The sequence below is a fragment of the Chromobacterium sp. LK11 genome, from assembly GCF_001043705.1.
GTDB classification, from domain to species: domain Bacteria; phylum Pseudomonadota; class Gammaproteobacteria; order Burkholderiales; family Chromobacteriaceae; genus Chromobacterium; species Chromobacterium alkanivorans.
The window spans coordinates 1-15,581 of the sequence record NZ_LDUR01000022.1 but is presented as its reverse complement, the minus strand read 5'-3'; the positions used below and the strand labels follow the sequence as shown (position 1 = coordinate 15,581).

The 15,581-nt window shown below is 65.0% G+C and carries 18 protein-coding genes; 11 read left to right on the top strand and 7 right to left on the bottom strand.

Annotated features, from left to right (window positions below):
• The first annotated feature begins 10 nt into the window (after nt 1-10).
• The 4 genes from VK98_RS14215 (at nt 11) to VK98_RS14200 (ending at nt 2,711) form a co-directional block, all read left to right on the top strand.
• A complete protein-coding gene (locus VK98_RS14215) occupies nt 11-574 on the top strand; it encodes a putative glycolipid-binding domain-containing protein (protein ID WP_048414669.1) in 564 nt (187 codons plus the stop codon).
• A gap of 1 nt (nt 575) precedes the next feature.
• Nucleotides 576-1,085 (top strand): GNAT family N-acetyltransferase, encoded by a 510-nt coding sequence (locus VK98_RS14210; RefSeq protein WP_048414668.1) that lies wholly within the window; start codon nt 576-578, stop codon nt 1,083-1,085.
• An 80-nt stretch (nt 1,086-1,165) separates the two neighbouring features.
• On the top strand, nt 1,166-2,080 hold the full coding sequence (locus tag VK98_RS14205) for a GyrI-like domain-containing protein (protein WP_048414667.1): 915 nt from the start codon (nt 1,166-1,168) through the stop codon (nt 2,078-2,080).
• Nucleotides 2,081-2,168: 88 nt separating this feature from the next.
• Nucleotides 2,169-2,711: a hypothetical protein gene (locus VK98_RS14200; RefSeq protein ID WP_156187879.1), complete on the top strand. Its 543-nt coding sequence runs from the start codon at nt 2,169-2,171 to the stop codon at nt 2,709-2,711.
• Between the two features lie 18 nt (nt 2,712-2,729).
• On the opposite strand, the gene VK98_RS14195 is transcribed toward VK98_RS14200, so the two are convergent.
• Genes VK98_RS14195 through VK98_RS14185 form a run of 3 tightly spaced genes read right to left on the bottom strand, consistent with a single transcriptional unit; the run spans nt 2,730 to nt 4,856 of the window.
• Nucleotides 2,730-3,476 (bottom strand): metallophosphoesterase, encoded by a 747-nt coding sequence (locus tag VK98_RS14195; protein ID WP_048414665.1) that lies wholly within the window; start codon nt 3,474-3,476, stop codon nt 2,730-2,732.
• On the bottom strand, nt 3,473-4,192 hold the full coding sequence (locus tag VK98_RS14190) for a VUT family protein (protein ID WP_048414664.1): 720 nt from the start codon (nt 4,190-4,192) through the stop codon (nt 3,473-3,475). Before VK98_RS14190 ends, VK98_RS14195 begins: the two co-directional genes overlap by 4 nt.
• A 4-nt stretch (nt 4,193-4,196) precedes the next feature.
• Nucleotides 4,197-4,856, bottom strand: coding sequence for a helix-turn-helix domain-containing protein (locus VK98_RS14185; protein ID WP_048414663.1), 660 nt, complete (start codon nt 4,854-4,856; stop codon nt 4,197-4,199).
• 314 nt (nt 4,857-5,170) lie between these two features.
• Between VK98_RS14185 and VK98_RS14180 the strand changes: the two genes are divergently transcribed.
• The 6 genes from VK98_RS14180 to VK98_RS14155 all read left to right on the top strand — a co-directional run bounded on the left by VK98_RS14180 (nt 5,171) and on the right by VK98_RS14155 (nt 9,604).
• Nucleotides 5,171-5,389: a hypothetical protein gene (locus tag VK98_RS14180; protein WP_048414662.1), complete on the top strand. Its 219-nt coding sequence runs from the start codon at nt 5,171-5,173 to the stop codon at nt 5,387-5,389.
• A gap of 118 nt (nt 5,390-5,507) precedes the next feature.
• Nucleotides 5,508-5,870, top strand: a complete 363-nt coding sequence (locus tag VK98_RS14175) for a 5-carboxymethyl-2-hydroxymuconate Delta-isomerase (protein ID WP_048414661.1) — start codon at nt 5,508-5,510, stop codon at nt 5,868-5,870.
• Between the two features lie 15 nt (nt 5,871-5,885).
• On the top strand, nt 5,886-6,638 hold the full coding sequence (locus tag VK98_RS14170) for a hypothetical protein (protein ID WP_053077395.1): 753 nt from the start codon (nt 5,886-5,888) through the stop codon (nt 6,636-6,638).
• 182 nt (nt 6,639-6,820) lie between these two features.
• Nucleotides 6,821-8,155, top strand: coding sequence for a DUF3422 family protein (locus VK98_RS14165; protein ID WP_048414660.1), 1,335 nt, complete (start codon nt 6,821-6,823; stop codon nt 8,153-8,155).
• A 175-nt stretch (nt 8,156-8,330) separates the two neighbouring features.
• A complete protein-coding gene (locus tag VK98_RS14160; RefSeq protein ID WP_053077394.1) occupies nt 8,331-8,900 on the top strand; it encodes a cysteine dioxygenase family protein in 570 nt (189 codons plus the stop codon).
• A gap of 77 nt (nt 8,901-8,977) precedes the next feature.
• The gene (locus VK98_RS14155) at nt 8,978-9,604 is read left to right on the top strand and encodes an LpxA family transferase (RefSeq protein ID WP_048414659.1); all 627 of its coding nucleotides are present in this window, start codon (nt 8,978-8,980) and stop codon (nt 9,602-9,604) included.
• A 103-nt stretch (nt 9,605-9,707) separates the two neighbouring features.
• Here VK98_RS14155 and VK98_RS23760 read toward each other — a convergent pair whose 3' ends face one another.
• Nucleotides 9,708-10,010 (bottom strand): hypothetical protein, encoded by a 303-nt coding sequence (locus tag VK98_RS23760; RefSeq protein ID WP_156187878.1) that lies wholly within the window; start codon nt 10,008-10,010, stop codon nt 9,708-9,710.
• Between the two features lie 30 nt (nt 10,011-10,040).
• Here VK98_RS23760 and VK98_RS14150 point away from each other — a divergent pair, with 30 nt between their 5' ends.
• Complete coding sequence (locus tag VK98_RS14150) at nt 10,041-12,443, top strand: M66 family metalloprotease (protein ID WP_082159025.1); 2,403 nt, start codon at nt 10,041-10,043, stop codon at nt 12,441-12,443.
• A gap of 292 nt (nt 12,444-12,735) precedes the next feature.
• Here VK98_RS14150 and VK98_RS14145 read toward each other — a convergent pair whose 3' ends face one another.
• The 3 genes from VK98_RS14145 to VK98_RS14135 all read right to left on the bottom strand — a co-directional run bounded on the left by VK98_RS14145 (nt 12,736) and on the right by VK98_RS14135 (nt 15,394).
• Nucleotides 12,736-13,368, bottom strand: coding sequence for a LysE family translocator (locus tag VK98_RS14145; RefSeq protein ID WP_048414658.1), 633 nt, complete (start codon nt 13,366-13,368; stop codon nt 12,736-12,738).
• Nucleotides 13,369-13,787: 419 nt separating this feature from the next.
• Nucleotides 13,788-15,098 carry an MFS transporter gene (locus tag VK98_RS14140; RefSeq protein WP_048414657.1) on the bottom strand — a complete coding sequence of 437 codons (1,311 nt, stop codon included), beginning with the start codon at nt 15,096-15,098 and terminating at the stop codon, nt 13,788-13,790.
• A gap of 35 nt (nt 15,099-15,133) precedes the next feature.
• Nucleotides 15,134-15,394 carry a metal-sensing transcriptional repressor gene (locus VK98_RS14135; protein WP_048414656.1) on the bottom strand — a complete coding sequence of 87 codons (261 nt, stop codon included), beginning with the start codon at nt 15,392-15,394 and terminating at the stop codon, nt 15,134-15,136.
• Nucleotides 15,395-15,581: the final 187 nt, after the last annotated feature.

Sequence of the window (15,581 nt, the reverse complement as noted above, 5' to 3'; positions counted from 1 at the left end):
AGGCCGCCGCATGTCCCCCACCTTTGTCTCCTCCATCGTCTGGCAACGGCTGGACGCCTCCGGCCATGATTTCGCGGCGCTGGAACAGGGCGCGGACGGCCCGCGCCTCAGCGGCTGCGCCGTCTTCGTCGAAGACGGGCTCAACTGCCTGCTGCGCTACCAGGTGGATTGCGCGCCGGACTGGAGCACGCGCCGCGTCGAGGTCAATGGCTACCGCGGCGGCGACGCCGTCGACCTGCTGCTGGAGGCCGACGCCGAAGGCCGCTGGCGGCTCAACGGCGCGGAACAGCCGCAGGTGCGCGGCTGCGTCGACATCGACCTGGCCTTCACCCCGGCCACCAATCTGCTGCCCATCCGCCGCGGCCGGCCGGACATCGGCGCCGCGCTGGAGCTGAGCGCCGCCTGGCTGCAATTCCCGGCGCTGACCCTGGCGCCGCTGCCGCAGCGCTACACCCGGCTGTCCGAGTTCGGCTACCGCTACGAATCGCGGCAGGGCGCGTTCCAGGCCGAGCTCAGCGTCGGCCCGGACGGGCTGCCGCGCGACTACCAGGGCCTGTGGCGGGAGGCGCGCTGAGATGGACGCCGCCCGCATCCGCCCGGCCGCGCCGGCGGACTTTGCCCGGCTGGCCGAGATCGAACGCTCCGCCGCCGCCCACTTCGATCCGCGAGACCTGCCGCCGGCGCTGGCCGGCGACGCGCTGCCCGTGGAGGAATTAGCCGCCGCCTGCGCCGCCGGCCTGCTGTGGGTGGCCGCCGACGCCGACGGCGCGCAAGGCTTTCTGCTGGCGCGCCGCCACGAAGACAGCCTGCATCTGCAGGAAATGGACGTCTGTCCGCGCCGCCAGGGGCAAGGCCTGGGCTCGGCGCTGATCGCGCGCGCGGAAGCCGCCGCGCGCGGCCTGGGCCTGAGCCGGCTGACGCTGACCACCTTCGAACACCTGGCCTGGAACGCGCCCTACTACCAGGGGCGCGGCTTCCAGACCCTCGCCGCCGCCGACTGCCCGCCCTTCCTCCTGGCCCTGCTGCGCGCCGAGGCGGAGCATGGTCTGAAGCGGCGCGTGGCGATGCAAAAACCGCTGCGCTAAGCCCGCCCGCCAACACCGCAAGATCGGTCAGGCGCGCGGCGGCGCGGCCGCGCTAGACTGGCGGCGCCAAGGAGGAAACCATGCCGCAAGACACCACCGCCCCGCGTCTGAACAAGGTGCTGGCCTATATCGACGCCCACCTGGACGCCGACTTGAGCCTGGAACGGCTCAGCCGGGTGGCGGCTTGCTCGCGCTTTCATTTCCACCGCCTGTTCCGCGCCCGCTTCGGCCTCAGCCTGCACCAATACGTGCGGCTCTGCCGGCTGCGCCGCGCCGGAGAACGGCTGGCCTTCCGCCGCTGCGCGGTGCTGGACATCGCGCTGGACAGCGGCTACCGCAGCCCGGAGGCTTTTGCCCGCGCCTTCCGGCAAGCGGCGGGCCAGACGCCGTCCGCCTTCCGGCGGCAGCCGCGCTGGCTGCCTTGGCATGGTCAACTGCAAACCCTGCGCCAATCGAGGAGACTCTCCATGCCGTCCAGCCACGCCCCGTTCGCCGTCGACATCATCGACTTCCCCGCCACCCCGGTGGCCCTGCTCGAGCACCGCGGCGACCCCGCGCTGCTGGGCGACAGCCTGCGCGACTTCATCGCCTGGCGGCGGGAACACCGCCTGCCGCCCAGCGCCGCCGCCACCTACAATCTGCTGTACGCCGACCCGGACGAGTGCGCGCCGGACGACTACCGCTTCGGCCTGTGCGCGGCTTTCGCCGGCGACATCGCCGCCAACCGCCAGGGCGTGCGCGCCGCGCTGATTCCCGCCGGACGCTGCGCCCGGCTGCGCCACATCGGCTCCGACGACGCGCTGGCCGCGGTCGCGCGCCGCCTGTACGCGGAATGGCTGCCCGCCAGCGGCGAAACCCCGCGCGATTTCCCGCTGTTTCTGCAGCGCGTCCGCTTCTACCCGGACGTGGCGGAAAACGAAGCCGTTTGCGATCTGTTTCTGCCGCTGCGAGAACCGGCGCCGGAAACGGAGCGTTCCGCGTCGCTGAAACAATAACAACCGGGATATTCCAAAAACATTCCCTCAAGCGCCTTTTGCCGGCTTTGGGTAAACTAGCTCGCGTTAAACGCAGGGGTAATGCACGATGCGAGCTCGTTTTCTGACTCGAATAAAAAAATGGATCATCAGCGTATTCAATCCGCCCTACCAATTGGTGCTGTGCGATCGAATGCTCAAGAAAAACTCCAAGGAATATCTCTACCTGTTCAAGCTTTACGGCAGCCACGACTTCGTCAAGCTTTCCCACGCCGACATCCTGGCCAGCAATCAGATTTTGTCCGCCATCAGGCCGCGGGACCTGATAAAAATCGCGCTATTGGAAAGCAACAGGAAAGAAGAGGAAAAACGCTGCAAGGTGGAGGAAGAACTGCGCGGCAATCAATACCGGATTCACCTGCACGGCAATAGCGAAACCTTTTCCGGCGAAAGCATCTGCCGGAACATCGATTATTTCGCGGACCTGAACCCGCAAGAGGTCTGCAAGATCGCCTACGCCACCGGCTTCCTCAAGGGCCGCGCCGTCTCCGCCCACATCGGCCGCGCGGCGGCCGAGGCCCGTCGTCAGGAAACGCCGGCGCCGGACGGCGCGGGCAAGGTGCTGGCGCTGCGACGCGCCAGGCCGCGCTGACGCCCGGGCGGCGCCGGGCTAGATCATGACTGTCTGGCTGCGGAAGCCGGCGGCGTCGAACGCCAGCAGCTTGTAGCCGCGCGCGTCCACGGTGTCCAGTTCCGCCGTGCCCTTGCGCCACTGGAAACAGGTGGCCGGACAGACCTCCAGCGCCACGCCGCGCGCCTCCAGCCGGTAATCCCCGTGCGCATGGCCGCAGAGCAGCAGCTGCAGGCGGGGCGTTTCCGCCATCAATTCCCAGAACCTCTCCGTGTCTTGCAGCATGCAGCTGTCCAGCAACGGCGTGCCCACCGCCGCCGGATGATGATGCAGCAGCACCGCGCAGCGCTTGCCGGCCGCCTCCGCGCCGGCCAGCCCTTGCCGGAAGGCCGCGGCGGCGCGCTCGTCGATATGGCCGTCGTCCGTGCCGGGCCGGACCGAATCCAGCGCCAGCAACAGCCAGTCCGCGGTTTCCAGCCGCTCCAGCGGCCGCATGAAGTCGTAGCGGCCCAGCACCTCGGCCGCCAGCGGCGCGGCGTCGTGATTGCCGGCCAGCCAGTACACCGGCAGCCCCGTACGCTCCAGCCGCCGCGCGAAACGCTCGTAGGACGCCGCGCTCTCATCCTGGGAAATGTCCCCGGTGACCAGAATGGCGTCCAGCTCCGCCGCATGCCGCCGCTCCAGCTGGCTCAGCACCCGGTCGAACTCGCGGTAAGTGTCGTAGCCCATCAACTGGCCGCCGGCCTCGGCGAACAAATGGGTGTCGGAAATCTGCGCGGCCCTCATCGCCCCTCCTCCATTGCGTATTTGTTCCTCTTGACGTCCTCGCCGTCCTCCTTGAACACCGCCAAGGGGTTGTAAGACACGCTCCAGTCGAAATAATCGGTCTTCTCTATCCTCTTCACCACCCCCACCAGGTAATAACCCACCGGCAGCAAGGCGATGGAAACGAACACCTTGTAGGACCAGGTGGTGGCGATGATGTTGACCAGCTCCGCGCCGCTATAGCGCGACGACAGGCTGATCGGATAAGCCGTCATCAACAATACCGCCTGGGCCAGCATGGACGCGATCACGTAGCGGATGAAAAAGAAGCGGCCGGCGAAAAACACCTTCATCCGCGACACCACGAAGCCATTGCAGAAATAAGAGGCCGGCACCGAAATCCAGGTGCCCACCATCACCCGCCAAAACTCGTTGAACAATAAATAATACTGTTTCGAGATCTCGTTATTGTCCGGCTGCAGCAAGGCGAAGGCATTGATGATCAAGACAAAAAAAGTTTGGCAGGCCACCAGAATCCACACCGTGCGGCCGCCCAATTTATAGCCGTACACCTCGGTGGACACCGTGGACAATAGATAACACAGCGAAAACACGATGCCGCTGGCGGTGATCTTCAAGCCGTAAACGTCCAGCGTCTTGTACACCAGCGAATCGCACACCACCATGATGGTTACCGACAAACCCACAATCAAACCGTAAACTCTAAACTGTTCCACACCCTCATCCTGCGCTAAAAGTCTTAATCGCCTTGACCGCCACGCCAAGCACCTTGAAATCCCGGCATACGAAAGGCTGCAAATCGTGCATCAAGGAAATGCTTGAAAACAGGAAATGCTCGCCGTCGATGAATACCCGGCGGAAGCAAGGCTGCTGGCCGGCCATGCTGACCAAGACCACATCGCCGTCCACCGGGCGCTCCTGCCGAGCCACGATGAAAACGCTGCCCTGGGAAAAACTGGGGAACAGCGAATCATTGTTCAGCAACACCGCAAACGCGTCCGCGGCGTCGAAACCGGCGGCGTCCACAAAATACCGTTCCGGCTCGATAATCATCCCGTCAAAAAACAGGGTCAGTTCGGTGAACTTGATCAAGGGCACCGCCATGGCCGCAGGGCTGTCGCCGGCCTCGCCGCCCAGATCGCTCTCCACGAAATCGCTGAGCTTGACATCGAAAAACCGGGCCAGCTCCATCAAGGTCAGCAAAGTGGGATTGCCCACGCCGCGCTTGATATTGTTGATCGTCGCCACGCCCAGGCCTATCGCCTCGCTCAATTGCGCGGCGTCGATGCCGGCGCGCCCCATCAGACACGCCAGGTTTTTCGACGCCTTGCTCAACAAGGCGCCGTGCTCGGCTTCCTCTTTCCACACCGCCCTGCTCATTCAGCCCTCCATATAAGCCAAATCCGTTTCGATTCCATTTTTAATTTCACATCCAAACCTGCGCGCCCATTTTAAACGCAAGCGCCAAACCCGGCGCAAGCCTTAAACGACATTGTTCTTGTCCGTATATTTTCCTGTAATTCCTTCACTACTCTTTTAAGCGAAAAGACAATATAATAATTTTGCAACACTATATCATTCGAGGCATGCGCAAGATACTCGCGGCCCGCAAATTTAAAAGAAGAAAAATATCAATAAGAACAATTAAAACAAAGCCAGGCCCGCTATCGCGCAATGCAGAGGAAACCGCTTAAATGAGAATTTCAGAAGACGAATTCGCGCTGGACGTAATTGACGGCGAACCCGCCATCATTACCCAGTCCAGCGTGCTTGGACAGCCGGGCAGTGAATGGGAAGGCTCCCCGGTATTCAGGAAAACCTATTTGCTGGAGCTGATCAGCCGCAGCCTGGAACACGAGGTGATCAAGCCGGAAGACATCCAGAGCCTGATCCGGACCGCGAAAAAACCCTGAGCGCGCCGGGCTTGGGTAGGCCGGGCCATTGCAATACAATGGCGTATCGACCGCCGCGAAACCCTTCCATCGCCCGCCCGGAGCGAGCGGAAGGCGGCGCAACAGCACAGGCCCACACATGCCCCATCTGACACTGGAGTACAGCGGAAATCTGACCGGCTTCGCCGCCGCGGACGCGCTGCTGGACATCAACCGCGCGCTGCTGGCCAGCGGCCACTTCGAAGAAGCCGACATCAAGAGCCGCGCCGTGGCGCTGGACGCCTGCCGCATCGGCGTCCACGACCTGCCGCGCGGCTTCATCCACGCCAAACTGGCCATCCTCAGCGGGCGCAGCCCCGAGGAAAAACAGCGCCTGTCCGAACTCAGCCTGCAAGCGCTGGCCGACAGCGCCGCGCTGCCGTCGGGCCTGGAAGTGCAATTGTGCGTGGAAATCCAGGAAATAGACCGCGCCAGCTACCGCAAACGCCTCATCGCCCGCTAACGGAGGGACAATCCCATGACCGCGCTCAAACTCGCATCCCGCGGCCTGCTGGCCGCCTCCCTGCTCGCCGGCCTGGCCGGCGCGGCCCGCGCCGCCGACGACATCGACCGCGTCAACCTGGAAGGCACGCTGGGCCAGGAACGCATCGGCATGAGCCTGCTGGTGAAGAACGGCAAAACCTTCAGCGGCGGCCACTACTTCTACGGCCGCTATCTGAAGGACATTCCGTTGCGCGGCAAGCTGCAAGGCGAAACCCTGCAGCTGAGCGAACCGGGCGGCGGCGTATTCAAGCTGCGCTTCAAAAGCAACGGCAGCGCCGACGGCCAGCCGCTGAGCTTCGACAACAGCGTGGGCCTGGACGGCGACTGGACGCTGAAGGCCAAGACCCTGCCGGTGACGCTGAGCATGGGCGATATGTCGCCGGCCGCCGAAGGCCGCTGGTATCAGGACGTCACCGAGGAAAGCGACGCCGCCTTCGAAGCCCGGGTGCAGGGCTTCCAGCGCGCCGCGCTGGCCGGCGACGCCCAGCAGGCCAGCCGCTACGTGCACTTCCCGCTGCGGATCAACCACAAGGGCGGCAGCCGCCAAATCGCCAATGCCCGCCAATTGCAAAGCGAATGGAGCGGCATTTTCACCGCGGCCTATCTGGAACAGCTGAAACAGCCGATGCCGCACAATCTGTTCGTGCGCAACGGCCAGGCCATGCTGGGCAGCGGCGTGGCCTGGTTCGACGCCAAGGGCGCGGCGGCCCTGAACCTGCCGGACTGACCCTCTGCTCCAGCCCCGCCGCGCCTGCGGCGGGCATTGCGGGCGGCATGCTCCGCATCCCCGTCAAGGGCGGCCCCGGCCGCCCTTGATTCATGGCGGGATAATCCGGCGTCAAAATATGCTGCATCGCAGCATAAAACGATTTATGCTGAAGACTGCCCAGCCCGCCACCGGAGCCCGTCATGACAGCCGAACTCTCCGATCCGCCCCGCCTCCGTCTCAACGAACACCCGCAACGCCGGCAGCTCAACCGCGAAGCCCACCCCAGGCCGGCGCTGCAGATCGCCGCCGACAACCGGGTCAGCTATCTGGCCTATCTGCATCGCCACATCAGCCGCGAACAGGAAAACTGGCTGTGCCGGGAACTGGCGCAGCAGCTGGGACAGCCCCTTCCCGACCCCGAAGCCGCCCAGTTCCAGCTGGACGCCCCGTTCGGACGCGTGCGCTGGGAACGGCACAGCGAATTCTCCAGCTTCACCGTCCTCGCCCACGGCGCGGAATCCAGCCCCTTCGCCCAACCCGCGCTGCAAGCCCTGCCGCCGGCCTGGCTGACGCTGCTGCCCGGCAATGTGCTGGTGGCCGCCCACGCCGCGCTGCTGCCGCCCGGCGCGCTGCCGCTGCGCATCGACGACCTGGCCGCGCAATGCTTCAACGGCCACGAACTGGCGGGCGCGGAGATAGGCGACGGCGCCGGCCGCGCCTACACCGACTTCCGCATCCACCCGGACGGCTTTTCCCGCTATCTGCTGGCCGACCTCTACATGGGCCGCCGCCAGGCCGGCCGCATGCTGCAGCGGCTGCTGGAGCTGGAAACCTACCGCATGCTGGCCCTGCTGGCCTTGCCGGTGGCCAAGAGCATCGCCCCGGAGCTGGCCAAGGCGGACGAGGAACTGGCCGAGCTCACCGGCGCCATGAGCGGCGCCGGCGCCGACAGCGAGCCTCAGCTGCTGCACCGGCTGACCGAACTGGCCGGCGCCGCCGAAAACGCGCTGTCCCGCACCGATCACCGCTTCAACGCCTCCCTCGCCTATTACGACATCGTCCGCAGCCGCGTCGCCGAGCTGCGCGAACGCCGCATTCACGGCCTGCAGCCCTTCCAGCAATTCATGCAGCGCCGGCTGGCCCCGGCCATGGACACCTGCCGCGCCGTGGCCGCGCGCCAGCGCGAACTGGCCGCGCGGGTCAACCGCGCCACCGCGCTGCTGCGCACCCGGGTGGACATCCGCCGCGAACGGCAAAACCAGGCGCTGCTCACCTCGATGGAGCGCCGCGCCGCGATGCAGCTGCACCTGCAGCAAACCGTGGAAGGCCTGTCCATCGCCGCCATCACCTATTACAGCGCCGGCCTGATCGGCTATCTGTTCAAAGGCGCCAAGGCCGCCGGCCTGCCGCTCAACGTGGAATTGGCCACCGCCGCCGCGGTGCCGCTGCTGGCGCTGGCCATCGCGCTGGGCCTGCGCCGCGCGCGCTCCGCGCTGCGGCGCCACGGCGAAGCGTCCGGCGCGCCAAACGGCTGACACCTGCCCATTCAGGCAGCCGGGCCAGAACCTCATCGGCTATACCGAAATCATGGCCGCGGCCCCGCCGCCGCGAACTTTGCCGGCGCGGGGCCAGTCAGAAAAACGCCGCCCGCGCTCCGGCCCGACGGACAGAACCCACTGTCCGCGGCCGCGCCGGCCAAAGGAGAAACCGATGAACGACACGCTATGCGCGGCCGCGCAGCCTCCCTTCGCCCTCAGCCCCAGCCTGGCCGCTTCTTTGCGGCAACTGGACGCCTGTCAGGCCAATCTGAGCATCGAGCAGATCCGGCTGTTCCACGATTCGCTGCAGCTGGGCCCGGAAGACCTGCAACCCTTCCTCCAATTCAGCGACGAGCGCTACCGCCGCAACCAGATCTACCTCAGCCCCTGGTGCGAATTGCTGCTGCTGTGTTGGCGCAGCACCCAGCGCAGCCGCATCCACAATCACCGCGGCAGTCTGTGCGGCTTGCGCGTGCTGCAAGGCGCCGCCACCGAAACCGTGTTCGAACGCACCGATCACGGCCAGGTGTACGCGGTGGGCTCCCACCGCCTGGAGGCCGGCAGCCTGACCGTCAACAGCCATCTGGACATCCACCAGATCTCCAACCTCCAGCCCTACGGCGCGGATCTGGTCACCCTGCATCTGTATTCGCCGCCGCTGCGCAATATGGAGCTGTTCAGCCTGGAGTCCTCCCAAGTGGAGCGCCCCGGCGACTCCATCAGCTGGGTGTACGAAATCTGAAGCCGCGGCGGCCGGCTCCTGGCCGCTTCGCGCCGCCGGCTCTACAATACAAATCCCCGCACGCCACAGGCTCAACCATGTCCTCCGCCCTCGCCGCCGAGCTGTTCGCCGACCTGCTCACCCACTTTCCCTGGCTGGACCGCGCCCAGCCCCCGTGGCACTGGCTCGGCCGGCTGCCCGACAGCCTGGCGCGGCAAAACGCCTTGCTGGACCCGGCGCACTGGGCGGTGGACGGCGACATCGCCGTGCACCGCAGCGCCTCGATCGAGGCCGGCGCCGTCCTCAAAGGTCCGCTGCTGATCGGCCCCAATTGCCGCGTCGCCGCCCACGCCTATCTGCGCGGCGGCGTGGCGCTGGCCAACGACGTGACGGTGGGGCCGGGCTCCGAGCTCAAGACCTGCGTGATCGGCCCCTACTCGCGGCTGGCCCACTTCAACTTCGTCGGCGATTCCGTGCTGGGCGCGGACGTCAATATGGAAGCCGGCGCCGTCATCGCCAACCACTGGAACGAACGCCGCGACAAGACCATCACCCTGCGCTGCGGCCAGCAAGCCTGGACCCTGCCCACGCAGAAATTCGGCGCCCTGGTGGGCGACCACAGCCGCATCGGCGCCAACGCCGTGCTCTCTCCCGGCACGCTGTTGCCGCCGCACGCCGTGGTGGCGCGGCTGGAACTGGTGGAGCAGGACCCGGAGCTGGGCTGAGTCCAAAACCGCCGCCGGGAGCGGCCCCCTCGTTCCATCTCCCGGCCTTGCGGATATTTGACCGGACAGCGGCAATCCGGCTCATGCCGCATCTTGATTCAATTCAACGCCATTCAAACAAGCCGAATCCATAAACTTCGATTTCAGCGAAAACATCGGACTCTTCGCCGTTTAAAACACGCGGGACATTCAAACCGCAGCGTAAACCAGCGGAGAGTTGCCGGCGCCAATTGCCTCCCAAACCGACCCCCTCCAAAATAAACTCATAAATACAGTCATTTTTAAAACCAATATTGGGCGTTAAAAATAATTGGCATTTTTCACGAAAACAATACCCAATCAGAAACTTCCCGATTAAGGCCCAGTCATTCCTGATAGCTGCGCGGCTATGGTTCCAAAATGTCAACCACCCTCATTCATATAAGGGCAAGAGAACATGCGCCTAGCTATTATTCCAAGTCTGCTTATCGGGGTTTCTTTATTTGGCTGTAATGAAGACGACGCGCAAAAACAGCTGGCCGGACAGGCCGCCGGCTATGCCGCCGTCGCCAACGCCTGGCCGTTCAACGCCGTCACGCCGCGCAACGACCTGAGCGGCGCTTTCGAGGCCGAGGTGTCCTTCGCCCAAAGCCAGGTCATGCCGGCCGGCGCCGGCATCGCCGGAGACAGCCAGCCGCATTTGGTGGCCGGACGCCAGGCCTTGCTGATGCTGCGCCCCATTTCGGCCATCAGCGCCAACAAGCCGCTGCAGGTCGCCGTCAAGGACAAGAGCGGCGCCACCTTGGGCACGCTGTCGCTGAATCCGCCGGACAAACAGCCCAAGACCGCGTATTTCGTCGACGGCGCGCCGGAAGGCGGCATCGACTTCACTCCGCCGTCGGGCGCTCAAACCACCATCAGCAGCAATGCGGATCTGGCCAAGCTCGACGATCCCAACGGCGCCTTCCTGCGCGGCAAGCTCGCCGCCAACGTCATGGTGAACATCCAGACCGCCGACGGCAGCTGGGTCAAGACCGTCTACCTGCCGGCCGACCCCGCCTTCGAAGGCAAGATGATCCGCTTCCAGTCCCAGGCCGGCTACGGCTCCACGGTGCGCTACAGCTCGCGCTCGGTGGACGTCAGCCGCGGCGACACCCTGCTGTTCAAATACGTCAACGGCCAGTGGTTCCGCCAGGGAGAGCTGGACAACAACCGGATCGTCTACTCGCAAGACCTCTGGAGCGCCGTCCTGCCGGCCGCCTGGATAAAGCCCGGCATGTCCCTGCAATTCAGCCACGAATCCAGATCCGGCGCGCTGAGCAAGCTTGAAGTGGGCCCGGCCACCCAATTGCAGATCAACACCATAGACATCGGCATGCTGGTGGAGCCGCGCGGGGCTTTCGCCTTCGCCAACGATCCCGACGCGCATCGCGAATACCTGCAAACCGCTCCGCTAAATCAGCTGCTGGTGGCCCAGTACGCGCCCGTCCATTTGAAAGAGGTGATGTTGCCGGACGGCACCCGGCTGACCCAGCAAGACCCCAGCCAAGGCGGCTGGCACACCGGCACCATGCGGGAAGACATCGGCAAGGAACTGATTTCCACCGGCATCAATTACGCCAATTACGGCGTCAACAGCACCGCCGGCCGAGGGGCGGCCTTCCCCCTGGTCGCCGCCTTGCTGACCGCGCACAACAGCCAGGGCAGATACGCCAACGGCGTGCAGGTGCACGGCGGCTCCGGCGGCGGCGGCGTGGTCACGCTGGACGAGTCTCTGGGCAATGAATTCAGCCACGAGGTGGGCCACAACTACGGCCTGGGCCATTATGTCGGCGGTTTCGACGGCTCGGTCCACCGCCCCGCCGGCGCGATCAACTCCAGCTGGGGCTGGGACGCGGACCTCAAACGCTTCCTGCCCAACTTCAGCGGCGTCGTCAGCAATCAAAACACCTGCATGCCGGAGGGCAAGCCCTGCCAGTCGCCCTTCGCCGGGCGCAGTTACGGCCTGGACGCCATGGCCGGCGGCAGCCCGATGAGCGCCGTCAACCGCTTCACCCTGTATACGCCCTATGCGGCCAAGCAGATCCAGCGCTTCCTGGAAAGCAAGCCGGTGTTCGACTCCGCCTCGGCCACCGGCTTCAGCCAGTGGAACGCGTCCACTCAGAGCATGGACACCTACCGTCACCTGATCTCGCCGGACACGACGACCGTGCCGCTGGAAAAGCTGAGCGAGGCCTATCTCGCCGAGGTTCTGGGCCAGGCCGACCGCGCGCTGATCAAGATGGAGGACGGATATTGGATCCGCGAGGTCAAGGCGCCGGCGGCCAGCGCCGCCAACAAGGGCAAGTTCATCACCATCAACAGCCGCGCCACCTACGCCACCAGCCTGCAGGCTCCGGGCCAGACCTTCCCAGTGGCGGGCCAGAGCGGGGACAACCACTTCGTGTCCGACGGCCGGCAGTGGCTCAAGACGCAGTCCATTGAAACAGAGCGCAAGCCGCAACGCTTTGGCGTGCCGGTCACCACCTTGCTGGGGTATTACGACCCGGAGATGAAGCTCCCCTCCTATGTTTACCCGGCCCTGCGCGGCGCTTACGGCTATAGCTACCCGGATGACGGCGCGTCGGCGTCCCCCGCGCAATGCCAGTTGCAGGTGGACACCGCCAGCGGGCAGCTGAAGTACAAGCTGCAAAGCGCGCGCGTCAACGGCGAGGTGATGAACAAATTCCACGTCAACGTGCCCAGCGCCTTGCAGCCGCAAAACGTGAAAGTGGTGTGCGGCGGCAAATCGCTGGCCAGCAAGACGGTGCCCGCGGCGAGCGGCGCCTTGCGCTACACGGTCAACGGCGTGTTGCAGTAAGGCCTGGTCCGCTTAAGAAGCGGTTCACGATATTTTCCGCGTTTTTAAGCCGGCTGGGCGCACGCCCAAACGGCCACAAGCCTCTGCAAGCAAGCTCCGCGTGGGAATCGCCGCGCTCCTCCCACCCTACCCCTGGCCAACGGCCGCGCGTAGGGTGGGTGGAGCCCTAGGCGATGCTCACCGCGCCGAGCGGAACTGACTGTGCGCAGCGTCTTGGGCGGAAAGCAATGCGGCGGCCCCGCATCCACGGGGCCGCCGCATTAATTTTCTCGCCGCCCAGCGTTCAATCGCCTCAGCGCGGCTTCTCCAACAGCATTCTGACCGCCAGGCCGCCCAAGACCGTGCCCATGATCCAACGCTGAACCACGCCCCAGACCGGACGCTTGGCAAGCAAGGCGGCCATGGCGCCGGCGCTCAACACGATCAAGGCGTTGACGCTGACGCTGATCAGGATTTGGGTGAAGCCGAGCAAGAGCGACTGGGACAGCACGTCGCCGCCGGCCTTGGACAGAAACTGCGGCAACAGCGCCAGATACATCACGGCGATCTTGGGATTCAGCAGATTGGTCAGGAAACCCATCATGAAAAGCTTGCGGGCGCTGTCCGGCGCCAGTTCGCGCACCTGAAACGGCGAGCTGCCGCCGGGCTTGAGCGCCTGCCACGCCAGATACAGCAGATAAGCCGCGCCGCCGAAACGCAAGGCGTCGTAGGCATAGGGGATGGCCAGCAGCAAGGTGGTGATGCCCAGCGCCGCGCACAGCATGTAGAACACGAAGCCCAGCGCCACGCCGGACAAGGAGATCAGCCCGGCCCGTTTTCCCTGGCAGATGGAGCGCGAGATCAGATACATCATGTTCGGCCCCGGGGTGGCCACCATGCCCAGGGAGACCAGCGCAAAAGCCAACAGATTCGAGTATTCCGGCATCGTCGTTCCCAATCGGTTAAACAGGCTCCGCTCCAGCGCGCCCCGCCGGCGGCCGCGTGCGGCGCGGAAGCGCTTATGCTACATGAATCACGCCCCGGTCGTTTTGATTTTCCGCCTCAGGCCCGGTATGTGGATGCGGCCACGGGGCATGTCGTCCGGCCGCGGCATCGCGCAGAAAGGGAGTCGGCATGAGCTCGCCTCTGGCGCCACGCCAGCTCCAGCGATGGCGTTTGCTGCGCGTGAACCTTATCAACCTAATGCCGCTTGCCCCCTCCTCACACAAACGCGCTCCGCCAACGGGATCAGTCGGCCTAACCGTTCGATGGGAAACCCGGGGACGGACTTCCCATCACCTGAATATCCCCCGCCGCGTCAGCTAAACCGGGACATTCTCCAATCGTCAGCCCGGGATCAGAAGCTCAGGATTTTGGCCAGCGCGGATGCAAGTCGTCGATCACGAACACGTGCTCATGAGTTTCGTCCGCCTCATGCTCGGCCAGGTGCGGGTGATCCGCGGGCAAATCGTCATGGCGGTGCGAAAGCTGGTCCGGATCATGCTCCACCCAAATCCACATGCTGATCAAGGCCGCCAGGCCGGCCAGCGCTCCCAGGATGACGAAGGTCGCCATCAGGCCGGCCTTGGCGCCCAGCCAGCCGGCCAGCGGGTAGGTGATCAGCCAACAGGCGTGCGATAAGGCGAATTGGGCGGCGAACAAGGCCGGACGATCTTCCGCATGAGCGGAGCGGCGCAGCAGGCGGCCGGACGGCGTTTGCACCAGGCAATATCCCAGCCCCAGGACAAACCACAGCGGCAGCAGCCAGGCGTAACTGTTCAACAAGCCTCCCAGCAGCAGGCCGACCACCAACACCCCGGCCCCTCCCAGCATCGCGCTGCGGTCGGCAACGCCTTGCAGCAGCCTCGGCAAGGCCAGCGCGGCGATCATCGAGCCGCCGCCAAAGGCGGCCAGAGCCCAGGCGGTCTCTTGCTGCGACAGGCCGAAACCCGCCTGGACCAGCACCACAGTGTTGACGATGACCATCGCGCTGGCCGCCGCCACGGCAAGATTCAGCGCCAAGAGGCCGCGCAGCCGCGGCGTGGCCAGGTAGATGCGGATGCCGCGCGTGGTGCGGTCGTAGATGCCGCGCCGAATGGCCGGCGCCGCTTTGGGCAAGGCGACCGAGACCACCAGCGCCGCCGAGGCGAGAAAGCCCACCACGGTGCCGGCGAACAGATTATGAAAGCTGATCACCGACAACAGAGCCGCGGCCAGCATCGGACTGGCCACGCTTTCCAGGTCATAGGCCAAACGCGACAGCGACAGCGCGCGGGTGTAGTCCTCCTCGTCCGGCAGCACGTCGGGAATGGTGGCCTGGAAGGTCGGCGTGAACGCGGCCGACGCCGACTGCAAAACAAAGATCAGCACATAGATCTGCCACACTTGGCTGACGAAGGGCAAGGCAAGCGCCACCGCCGCCCGCACCAGGTCCAGCGCCACCAGCATGGTGCGCCGCGGCCAGCGGCTGGCGAAGGCGGTGGCGATAGGCGCCACGCCGATATAGGCCACCATCTTGATGGCCAGCGCGGTGCCCAGCACTTCGCCGGCTTGTCCGCCGGCCAGTTCGTAGGCCAGCAGGCCCAGCGCCACGGTGGCCAGGCCCGTGCCGATCAAGGCCACCACTTGGGCCAGGAACAGATGGCGATAAGTTCGATTCGCAAGCACATTCAGCATAAATAAGTTCTCTGCGAGGAGACCCTTTTAGAGTCCTACAGGTATTTGGTCAGCGCTTTCAACTCCCGGATCGCCTCTTTGGGATCATGGATCGCGGCGTGCTCCAGGCAATGGTCGATGTGCTCATGCACCAGGGTGCGCTTGGCATTGGCCACTGCGCTTTCCACCGCTTGAAGCTGTTGGGCGATGTCGAGACAAGGCCTCTCCGTTTCCAGCATGGTGATAATGCTGCGCAGATGACCTTCCGCGCGCTTGAGGCGCTTGATGATGTCCGGGTGCGAGGCGTGCGTGCTCATGATGCTTCTTATCCTATACTGGGGGATAGCATAATAATAGATGCAACTCCCCCAGCAAGGCGACTGTTTTTGATAGCGGGCTTTGCGAGCGGCAAGGGTTCTGGCCGCCCGCCACGGCCCTGAGAGCCTGTCCAAAGTCTCGCGAGCGAGGGCGAGACAGGGCGAAAACTAGCGAAAAAGCGGAATG

Bases quoted from the DNA above. Each gene is read 5' to 3' on its own strand.
- VK98_RS14175 (WP_048414661.1), top strand. From the start codon at position 5,508: ATGCCCCATCTGACACTGGAGTACAGCGGAAATCTGACCGGCTTCGCC.
- VK98_RS14135 (WP_048414656.1), bottom strand. From the start codon at position 15,394: ATGAGCACGCACGCCTCGCACCCGGACATCATCAAGCGCCTCAAGCGC.
- VK98_RS14150 (WP_082159025.1), top strand. From the start codon at position 10,041: ATGCGCCTAGCTATTATTCCAAGTCTGCTTATCGGGGTTTCTTTATTT.
- VK98_RS14170 (WP_053077395.1), top strand. From the start codon at position 5,886: ATGACCGCGCTCAAACTCGCATCCCGCGGCCTGCTGGCCGCCTCCCTG.
- VK98_RS14180 (WP_048414662.1), top strand. From the start codon at position 5,171: ATGAGAATTTCAGAAGACGAATTCGCGCTGGACGTAATTGACGGCGAA.
- VK98_RS14210 (WP_048414668.1), top strand. From the start codon at position 576: ATGGACGCCGCCCGCATCCGCCCGGCCGCGCCGGCGGACTTTGCCCGG.
- VK98_RS14145 (WP_048414658.1), bottom strand. From the start codon at position 13,368: ATGCCGGAATACTCGAATCTGTTGGCTTTTGCGCTGGTCTCCCTGGGC.
- VK98_RS14160 (WP_053077394.1), top strand. From the start codon at position 8,331: ATGAACGACACGCTATGCGCGGCCGCGCAGCCTCCCTTCGCCCTCAGC.
- VK98_RS14215 (WP_048414669.1), top strand. From the start codon at position 11: ATGTCCCCCACCTTTGTCTCCTCCATCGTCTGGCAACGGCTGGACGCC.
- VK98_RS14195 (WP_048414665.1), bottom strand. From the start codon at position 3,476: ATGAGGGCCGCGCAGATTTCCGACACCCATTTGTTCGCCGAGGCCGGC.
- VK98_RS14185 (WP_048414663.1), bottom strand. From the start codon at position 4,856: ATGAGCAGGGCGGTGTGGAAAGAGGAAGCCGAGCACGGCGCCTTGTTG.
- VK98_RS14155 (WP_048414659.1), top strand. From the start codon at position 8,978: ATGTCCTCCGCCCTCGCCGCCGAGCTGTTCGCCGACCTGCTCACCCAC.
- VK98_RS14200 (WP_156187879.1), top strand. From the start codon at position 2,169: ATGCGAGCTCGTTTTCTGACTCGAATAAAAAAATGGATCATCAGCGTA.
- VK98_RS14140 (WP_048414657.1), bottom strand. From the start codon at position 15,098: ATGCTGAATGTGCTTGCGAATCGAACTTATCGCCATCTGTTCCTGGCC.
- VK98_RS14165 (WP_048414660.1), top strand. From the start codon at position 6,821: ATGACAGCCGAACTCTCCGATCCGCCCCGCCTCCGTCTCAACGAACAC.
- VK98_RS14205 (WP_048414667.1), top strand. From the start codon at position 1,166: ATGCCGCAAGACACCACCGCCCCGCGTCTGAACAAGGTGCTGGCCTAT.